At 62.4% G+C, this 8,981-nt stretch carries 6 protein-coding genes; 5 read left to right on the top strand and 1 reads right to left on the bottom strand.

Annotated features, from left to right (window positions below; translation table 11 throughout):
- The 5 genes from AC5DC2_RS14185 to AC5DC2_RS14165 form a co-directional block, all read left to right on the top strand.
- On the top strand, positions 1–699 hold a 699-nt coding region (locus AC5DC2_RS14185), incomplete at its 5' end, for an NADP-dependent phosphogluconate dehydrogenase (protein WP_491698939.1).
- Between the two features lie 19 nt (positions 700–718).
- Entirely contained in the window at positions 719–2,095 is a 1,377-nt protein-coding gene (zwf, locus tag AC5DC2_RS14180; RefSeq protein ID WP_491698938.1) for a glucose-6-phosphate dehydrogenase, read from the top strand.
- A gap of 153 nt (positions 2,096–2,248) precedes the next feature.
- The gene (locus AC5DC2_RS14175) at positions 2,249–2,833 is read left to right on the top strand and encodes a hypothetical protein (protein WP_197489635.1); all 585 of its coding nucleotides are present in this window, start codon (positions 2,249–2,251) and stop codon (positions 2,831–2,833) included.
- A 210-nt stretch (positions 2,834–3,043) separates the two neighbouring features.
- Positions 3,044–5,623: a bifunctional lysylphosphatidylglycerol flippase/synthetase MprF gene (mprF, locus tag AC5DC2_RS14170; protein ID WP_491698937.1), complete on the top strand. Its 2,580-nt coding sequence runs from the start codon at positions 3,044–3,046 to the stop codon at positions 5,621–5,623.
- Positions 5,624–5,758: 135 nt separating this feature from the next.
- On the top strand, positions 5,759–7,639 hold the full coding sequence (locus AC5DC2_RS14165) for a potassium transporter Kup (protein WP_081725705.1): 1,881 nt from the start codon (positions 5,759–5,761) through the stop codon (positions 7,637–7,639).
- Between the two features lie 124 nt (positions 7,640–7,763).
- Here AC5DC2_RS14165 and AC5DC2_RS14160 read toward each other — a convergent pair.
- A partial coding sequence (locus AC5DC2_RS14160) for a TRAP transporter large permease (protein WP_491698936.1) occupies positions 7,764–8,981 on the bottom strand: 1,218 nt, incomplete at its 5' end.

The following is an 8,981-nucleotide window of genomic DNA, read 5'->3' as shown; positions in this document are numbered from 1 at the left end:
GACCTCGCCGCGGAATTTTCGCCCGCCGGCATCGACTTCATCGACGCCGGCACGTCGGGCGGCGTGTGGGGTCTCGAGCGCGGCTATTCGCTGATGATTGGGGGCCCGAAGGCGGCGGTCAAGCGGCTCGACCCGATCTTCGCCTCGCTTGCGCCGGGCGCCGATGAGGGGGCAGCGCCGGACGCATCCACGGGCACGGCATCGCGGGGCTATCTCCATTGCGGGCCGACCGGGGCGGGCCATTTCGTCAAGATGGTGCATAACGGCATCGAATACGGCGTGATGGCGGCCTATGCGGAAGGGCTGAACGTGCTGAAGGCGGCCAATGCCGGCAAGGCAGAACGCGAAGTCGACGCCGAGACCACGCCGCTCTCGAACCCGGAATACTACCAGTTCGACATCGATCTCGCGGCCGTGACCGAGGTCTGGCGTCATGGTTCGGTGATCGGCTCCTGGCTTCTGGACCTGACCGCGGCGGCGCTGAAGGAGAACCCGCATCTGGAAGGCTTCGATGGCAGGGTGTCGGATTCGGGCGAAGGCCGCTGGACATTGCAGGCGGCAATCGACACCGGCGTTCCCGCGCCGATCCTGTCATCGGCGCTGTTCGAGCGGTTCTCCTCGCGCGGCGAGGCGGAATTTGCTGGCAAGATTCTCTCGGCGATGCGCTACGCCTTCGGCGGCCATCTGGAAAAATCGTGACGGGTCGGAGGTCGAGACGATGACGGAGCAAAAATCCGACGCCCTGGTCGTGTTCGGCGTGACCGGCGATCTGGCCCACAAGATGATCTTTCCCTCGCTCTACGCCATGGTGAAGCGGGGCGCGCTGGTGACGCCGGTGATCGGCGTCGCCTTCGACGACTGGACCCTCGACCAGTTGATTGCCCGCGCCCGGGACGCGGTGGAGACCCATGTCGAGGCGATCGACGAGGCGGTGTTTGCGAAATTCACCGGGCTTCTATCCTATGTTTCCGGCGATTATCGCAGCCAGTCGACCTTCGACACGCTGCGCGAGACGCTCGGCGACGCCAAGAGCCCGCTCTATTATCTCGCCATCCCGCCATCGCTGTTTGAAACGGTGGCGGGCGGGCTCGACAAGGCGGGCATCGCCAGCGGCGCCCGGCTGATGGTGGAAAAGCCGTTCGGGCGCGATCTGGAATCGGCCGAGGCGCTCAACGCCGTGCTGCATGCGGTGTTCGAGGAGGATGCGATCTTCCGCATCGACCATTTCCTCGGCAAGGAAGCGATCCAGAACCTGCTCTATTTCCGCTTCGCCAACGCCTTTCTGGAGCCGGTGTGGAACCGCGACCATATCGACAGCGTCCAGATCACCATGGCCGAGGATTTCGGCGTGGCGGGACGCGGCAAGTTCTATGACGAGGTCGGCTGCATCCGCGACGTGATCCAGAACCATCTGGTCAACGTGCTGCTGCTTCTGGCGATGGAGCCGCCGGTGACCGGTTCGTCCGACGATCTGGTGGACGAAAAGGTGCAGATCCTGAAGGCAATCCCACCGCTGACGCATGACGACGTGGTGCGCGGCCAGTTCGACGGCTATCTTGACGAGCCGGGCGTTGCCGCCGGCTCGACGACGGAAACCTTTGCCGCCGTGCGGTTTCACCTCAACACCTGGCGCTGGAGCGGCGTGCCCTTCTTCATCCGCGCCGGCAAGAACCTGCCCGTGCACGCGACCGAGGTCGTGGTCCGGTTCAAGCGCCCGCCGATCGCGCTTTTCGACACGGTGGAGCATTCCAGCGCCAATTATGTCCGCTTCCGGCTGGGCCCGGAAATCGCGATCGGCCTTGGCGCGCGGCGCAAGTCGCCGGGCGAGGACATGCGGGGCGAGGCGGTGGAACTTGCGGCCGTCGATGACGGCGTCGGTGATCTCGCGCCCTATGACCGGCTGATCGGCGATGCCATGGCCGGCCGGCGCGAACTGTTCACGCGCGAGGACGCCGCCGAACTCGCCTGGACGATCTTCGAGCCGATCCTCGACGACAAGGCGCAGCCGGAAAAATACAAGCCCGGCACCTGGGGCACCGAGAAGATGATACGCTTTGCCCCGCCTGGCGGCTGGTTCGATCCAGCGAAAACGTGAAGGGGCGGATATGGACCAGGCCAATCAGAAAGGCAGCGAGCGCCGCGCTCTCGCCATCGGCGGCAGCCCGGCTAAATGGTTATCCGCGGCGGCTTCCGCCTTTGGCAGAAGAATAGCCTGATTGTCTGCCGCCTTCCGGAGTGGATTGATATATTGATACTCTATGCAACACTCCGGCGCTTTCGTTTTACGCTGGCGTTTCTGGCGGTCATGCTGGTCGCCAATGCCTTGGCCGGCACCTTTTCCGGCGAATTGCCGGCAAGCGCTCTGGCAGACTGGGGCATCGGCAAGGATGCCGTATGGTCGGGAGAAATCTGGCGGTTCGTGACGGCCACTTTTCTCTCCCACGACCGGGGCATGCTGATCCGCCAGTTTTTCTTCGCGGCCGCCATTCTGGGTTATACGGAATGGAAGCGGGGCAGTGTCTCGACCCTTGTCCTGTTCTTCTCCCTCGATCTTGCGGCATCGTGCCTGCTGCTGCTGGGGATCACCCTGTGGCCGGACACCACGGGCCTGTCGGCGGCGCATGATGTCGGCATGTCGCTGGGCGGGTTCGGGCTTGTCGGACTTGCCCTGTCCGGCATGCGCTGGCGGTTTCCGCTTTTGGCGGTCGTGCTCCTGATGATCGGGCTGAAGATTGCGTTTGCTTTTGATCCGCTTGCCGACATCGGCCACATCATCGCGCTGTGGCTTGGATTTCTGCTGGGATTGGCGCAGCTCAGAAGGTCGGCGAGGTAGGACCGGTCAGGTAACATGATGCCTGTGTTCAGGCACGATGACGCGGTCATGGCAAATTGACCATTTGCCAACTGCACGTTACGATTCCGAACGGTTAGGCGGCCGGTTCTTCGGGCCGCCCTTTTTGTCGGGTCATCCATGGTTTCTGAAGGCGATCAACCCATACCGGCCAAGCGCCGAGCAGTCTCATTCGTCCGGAAGTTCGGACCTGTGCTGGCCACGTTCATTCTGTTCGGCCTCGGCGCATTCGCCGTCTACGAGGCGTTGCACGGGATCACGATTTCCGAGGTCATCAGCCGGATAAAACTGACGCCGACCCATTCATTGCTTGTTGCCCTGCTGGCCACCGCCGGCGGATATGCGGCGCTGATCGGTTATGACTGGTCGGCGCTGCGCTATGTCGGCAAGGGGGTGCCCCTTCCGACCCTGTCACTGGGCTCCTTTACCGCCTATGCGCTGAGCAATTCAATCGGGCTTGCCGTCCTGTCCGGAGGAGCCGTCCGGTATCGGTTCTATCGCGGCCTTGGTCTCTCCATTGCCGATATCACCGTGGTCTCGACCTATTGCGCAATGGCCTTCGGCATCGGCGTCACCGTGATCGGCTTTGCGGCCATCGCCTGGCATCCGGCGGCAATGGAGCACTTCGTTCCGTTGTCGACCGAAACGATCAGGGTCGCGGCGCTTGCGGCCTTCGCCGTGGTGACGATTGGCGTCGCGTGGAGTTCGGTTGCCCGGCATCCGATCGGGTTCGGCCGTTTCAGATTTGTCATGCCGCCCCCCCGCGATGCGGCGCTTCAGATTCTGTTCTCGCTCCTCGACATCATCTTCGCGGCGGCAACGCTCTATATCCTGTTGCCGTCCGGCGCATCGGCGGTCGTTACCTTCCCGACCTTCGTTGCGGTTTTCGCAGCGGCGGCGGTTGCTGCGGTGCTCAGTCACGTTCCGGGCGGCGTCGGCGTTTTCGAAGCCGTCATCCTTGGCGCGTTCGCAACCGTGTCGGATCAGGCGGCCGGCATCGCCGCGGCGCTGCTCGTCTACCGGATCATCTACTATCTTCTGCCGCTTCTGGCCGGCGTCCTCATCCTTGTCGGCGTGGAGATCCGCGAAAGAATAGCGCCGCTTGCCAAGCCGACGGGAAAGGCGCTCAGCGCGCTTTCTGTGCTTTCTTCCCTGACCGCTCTGATGCCGACCGCCGCCGCCGGTCTGACCTTTCTCGCAGGACTCTTCCTCATTCTGGATGGCATCGTGCCGATCCCGAAGGCCATTCTTGATGAGCTGCAGCCGGCGGTTCCGCTCGGCCTCTTCGAGCTTTCAAACGTGATCATGGGCGTGACTGGCGGCATTCTCATCGTGCTTGCCAATGGTTTGCGGGCGCGCTCGCGCAGCGCCTTCTACATGGCGATTGTGATCCTGGGTCTCGCCGTGATTTCCCTGCTCCTTCAGCGGCTCGATTTCGGTCTCGCTTTCGCGCTTGCCTTTCTGGCGGCGGTGCTTTGGGTCTCACGGGATCGTTTCGATCGCAGGACGCCGCTTTCGGCCGGCCAGCACTCCATGACATCGCTTGCGCTTTGGGCCGGGTTTGCCATTTGCGTTGTCCTGTTTTTCCTGTTCGCCCAGCAGGATGCCGAATATTCCCATTCCCGCTGGTGGCAGTTCGCATTCGACGCGAATATGCCGCGGGCGCTGCGCACGGCCGGCATCAGCGTTTCGGTGTCGCTGATCGTGCTGTTGTTCCTCGCGCTGAGGCCAAGGGCAGGGGCCTCGCCATCAGGCTCCGAAGCCGATCTCGCTCTCCTGCGTTCGCTGATTGCCGGTCAGGATGATCCCGATGCGAATTTTGCGCTGTCGGGAGACAAGCTGTTTCTGTTTTCCGATGATCAGAGTGCCTTCGTGATGTATGGCCGCCATGGCCGCAGCTTCGTGGCTCTCGGTCCTCCTGTCGGACAGAAAAACGCGACCTCAGAACTGATCGATGCCTTCGTCTCCGAAGCGAAGCGGGCCAATTGCCGGCCGGCCTTCTACCAGATCGCGGCCGACGATCTGGCTACCTTTGTCGATGCCGGTTTCATACCGAGCAAGCTCGGCGAGGAGGCTGTGGTGGATCTCGGAACCTTTGCCCTGGAGGGGCCGGAACGGCGCAAGCTCCGGCAGGCCTATAACCGCGCGACGCGTGACGGCCTGAGGATGGAGATTGCCGCGCCGCCCCATTCCGCAGCGTTGATGGCCGAACTGAAAGCGATCTCGGACGAATGGCTCGGCGAGAAACATGTGCGGGAAAAGCGGTTCTCGCTTGGCCGTTTCGATGAGGATTATCTCCAGAACTTCCGGCTGGCGCTGGTGCGCAAGGAAAGCCGGATCGTCGCCTTCGCCAACATCTTCGAGACCGCGACACGAAAAGTCGGCACCATCGATCTGATGCGTCACGCCTCCAGCGCGCCTTCGGGCACCATGGATTTTCTTTTCGTCGCGCTGATGCTCGCCCTCAGGCAGGAAGGCTTTCAGCAATTCTCGCTGGGAATGGCGCCGTTGACCGGACTGGAATCCTCTCGTCACCCGAGGATCTGGGACCATGTTGCGGGGTCCGTCTCCCGGCTTGGCGGCCATTTCTACAATTTCGCGGGCCTGCGCGACTACAAGGACAAGTTCGCGCCGGAGTGGCGCTCGCGCTATCTGATGACCTGGGGCGGCATCGATCCGCTGCTCGTTGCCAACGATGTGAACGCGCTCGTCAGCGGCGGGCTTCGCGGCGCGATAACGCGCGGCGCCAAAGGCAGGGAAGACGAGGAATGATCAGCCGGCGCGAAGACCGGGCGGTTTAGGCGTGCGGCGTGTTTGCATCGTGTGCCCTTGGATATTCGCGGAAAATCTGAAACCATCACGAAATCGCGCTGGCTGGGTCGCGCGTATTTCTCGGGAGGCGGGACGTTGACGACCGGGCAGGACGAAAAACAGCCGGCAGGGCTGGCGGCTTTGTCGGTTTCGGCGCTTGGCATCGTCTATGGCGATATCGGCACCAGCCCGCTCTATGCCTTCCGCACGGCGCTCGGGAAGGCGACGCCGGACGAGACCTCCGTGCTCGGCATTCTGTCGATGATCGTCTGGTCGCTGGTGATCGTCGTTTCGCTCAAATACCTGTTGCTGGTTATGCGCGCCGACAATAACGGGGAGGGCGGGGTTCTGGCGCTTCTTGCCCTTCTCCAGCCCTGGCGCGGCGCTTCGCGCAGGGGCAAGGGCGCCCTGCTGGTGGTCGGCCTGTTCGGCGCGGCCCTTCTTTATGGCGACGGCATGATCACGCCGGCGATCTCCGTGCTCAGCGCGATAGAAGGCGTCGAGACGGTCGAGCCGACGATCGCCGGCTATATCATCCCGATCACCATCGTCATTCTGCTCGGGCTTTTTTCGGTCCAATGGCGCGGTACGGCGCGTGTCGCCGTCTTTTTCGGGCCGATCATGCTCGTCTGGTTCCTGACCATCGCGCTGCTCGGCCTTGCGCAAATCATTCATCACCCGGTTGTGCTGAAGGCCCTCAGCCCGGTCCATGCAGTCGAATTCGGCCTTGCAAGACCGGGCATGACCGCCATCGTGATGGGCGCGGTGTTTCTTGCCGTCACCGGTTGCGAGGCGCTTTATGCCGATATGGGGCATTTCGGACGCCCGCCGATCAGGCTTGCCTGGTTTGTCTGCGTCTTTCCCTGCCTCGTCCTCAATTATTTCGGGCAGGGTGCTCTGGTGCTGTCCGACAGCGCCCATGCGGGCGAGCCCTTTTATGGCCTGGCCCCCGGCTTCCTGCGCATTCCGCTGGTCCTGCTGGCAACGGCGGCCACCATCATCGCGTCCCAGGCCGTCATCTCCGGGGCCTTTTCCCTGACACGGCAGGCCGTGCAGCTCGGGCAGTTTCCCCGCGTCGAGATCCGCCAGACATCCGCGGAAGAAACCGGGCAGATCTATGTCCCCTCGATCAATCTGTTTCTGGCCGTTTCCACCGTGGCGCTGGTGCTGGCCTTCCGCAGTTCGGAAAATCTGGCGGCGGCCTATGGCATCGCCGTCAGCACGACCATGGTGATTACCACGATCCTGCTCTATTTCGTGATGGTTTACCGGTGGAAGTGGAAAGCCCGTTTCGTCCTGCCGCTCATAATCTGTCTTGCCCTGATCGACCTGACCTTCCTGGTGTCCAACAGCCTGAAGATCATGGAGGGCGGCTGGCTACCGCTGGCGGTCGGGGCAGGGGTCTTCATTGTCATGCGCACCTGGGCGGCCGGTCGCGGCCGGCTCATCACCTATCTGAACCGGAAGGGGCAATATCTGGATGCGTTTCTGGAAGAATTGCGCCACAAGGATGTCCCGCGGGTTCCGGGAACAGCGGTTTTCCTGACCGCGTCACTGCCGCACGTGCCGCCGGCGCTCCAGCATCAGTTCTGGCATCTGCCGGTGCTGCACGAGCGGATCATTCTCCTGCATGTCGAGAGCGAGGAGATGCCGAAGGTGAACGCCCGCCAGCGGCTTGAGGTCCGGGATCTCGGGCAGAATTTCTCGGTGGTGCATGTGCATTACGGGTTCATGCAGTCGCCGAACATCCCGGTCGCGCTCAGGCTTCTCGGCGAGACCGACGACAGCATCGATCTCGAGCATGTCACCTATTTCGTCGGCCATGAAACGATCGTTCCCTCTCAGGATGCCTTCTTCCTGCGCCGCTGGCGGGAGAAGCTGTTTGCCGTGCTGAACCGCAACGCACTCAGGGCAACGGCTTTCTACAAACTGCCGCCTGAAAAGGTGGTCGAACTCGGCATGCAGATCGAAATCTGATCACGCAACGCCGCTGCCTCGCCTTCCGCTTGACCTTCTTTCGCGCTGCGGATCGCATCGTGCCCATGCGTTGCAACAGTCCCCCGAAAGGCAAGAGAACCACCGGGGGACTGGTCGCGAGAGGTTATCGCGTCACGATTTCCGGCCCCATAAGCCAGTAGGGCAGCGCCGTAGAAATCGACGGCACGTAGGTGACCAGGATGAGGAACACGAACAGCACCGCCACGAAGGGCGCTGCGGCCTTCACCACCTTGATCAGACTCATGCCCGTTATCCCCGATGTGACGAACAGATTGAGCCCGATCGGCGGGGTGATCATGCCGATTTCCATGTTGACCACCATGATGATGCCGAGATGGATCGGGTCGACGCCGAGTTCCATTGCGATCGGGAACACCACCGGCGCGACGATCAGGAGAAGGCCGGACGGTTCCATGAACTGACCGCCGATCAGAAGCAGAATGTTGACCGCGATCAGGAAGGTGAACCAGTTGAAGCCGGCATCGACCATGACCGATGTAATCGCCTGCGGAATGCGTTCCGCCGTCAGCACATGGGCGAAGAGCAGCGCGTTGACGATGATGAACATCAGCATCACCGTGGTCTTTGCTGCCCCTACGGTCGTGTGACGGGTATCCTCATGCGAGATGCAGAACGGCGTCTTGAGGATATTGGCCTTCAGGTTTCGGTACCAGATCGGCACGCCGGCGACGAGATAGGCCGGCACCTGGCTCGCCTTCGCATTTTCGCCGCGCCAGAGCGTATAGGCAATGACGACGCCGATGGCGAGGACGACGCCGGCAATGCCCCTTGATGTCAGGCTCGCCCAGGTGGCTTCGATGCCATCGGTGGCAAAGAAGGCGAGGATCAGGAACACAAACAGGAAGGAAATGCCGTAAACCGAGGCGAGAAAGCCCGTCTTCGCGCGCCGGCTGTCGGTGTCCTCGACCCAGCGCATGCCCTTGAGCGGGCCCATGTCGCGATAGATGTAGATCGACACCAGGAAGGCATAGACGGCTGCGACGGCGGCTGCTTCCGTGGGCGTGAAGACGCCGCCATAAATGCCGCCGAGAATGATGACGATCAGAAACAGGCCCCAGCCGGCATCCTTTCCGGCCTCGACGATCTCCAGAAAGCCCTTCCAGGGTTCGGCGGGCAGTTTCCTGATCCGCGCCATGACATAAATGGCCGCCATCAGCATGAAGCCGGCGATCAGGCCCGGAATGATGCCCGCGAGGAACATGCGCCCGACGGACACATCGGTCGCCGCCGCGTAGACGACCATGACGATGGATGGCGGGATGAGAATGCCGAGCGTACCGGCATTGGCGATGATGCCGGC

The organism is Martelella sp., from assembly GCF_984369615.1.
Note: the sequence above shows the minus strand (reverse complement) of the source record. Positions and strands in the feature narration are given on the sequence as shown.

Excerpts from the sequence above, each read along its gene's own strand:
- zwf (WP_491698938.1), top strand. The coding sequence starts at position 719 with ATGACGGAGCAAAAATCCGACGCCCTGGTCGTGTTCGGCGTGACCGGC.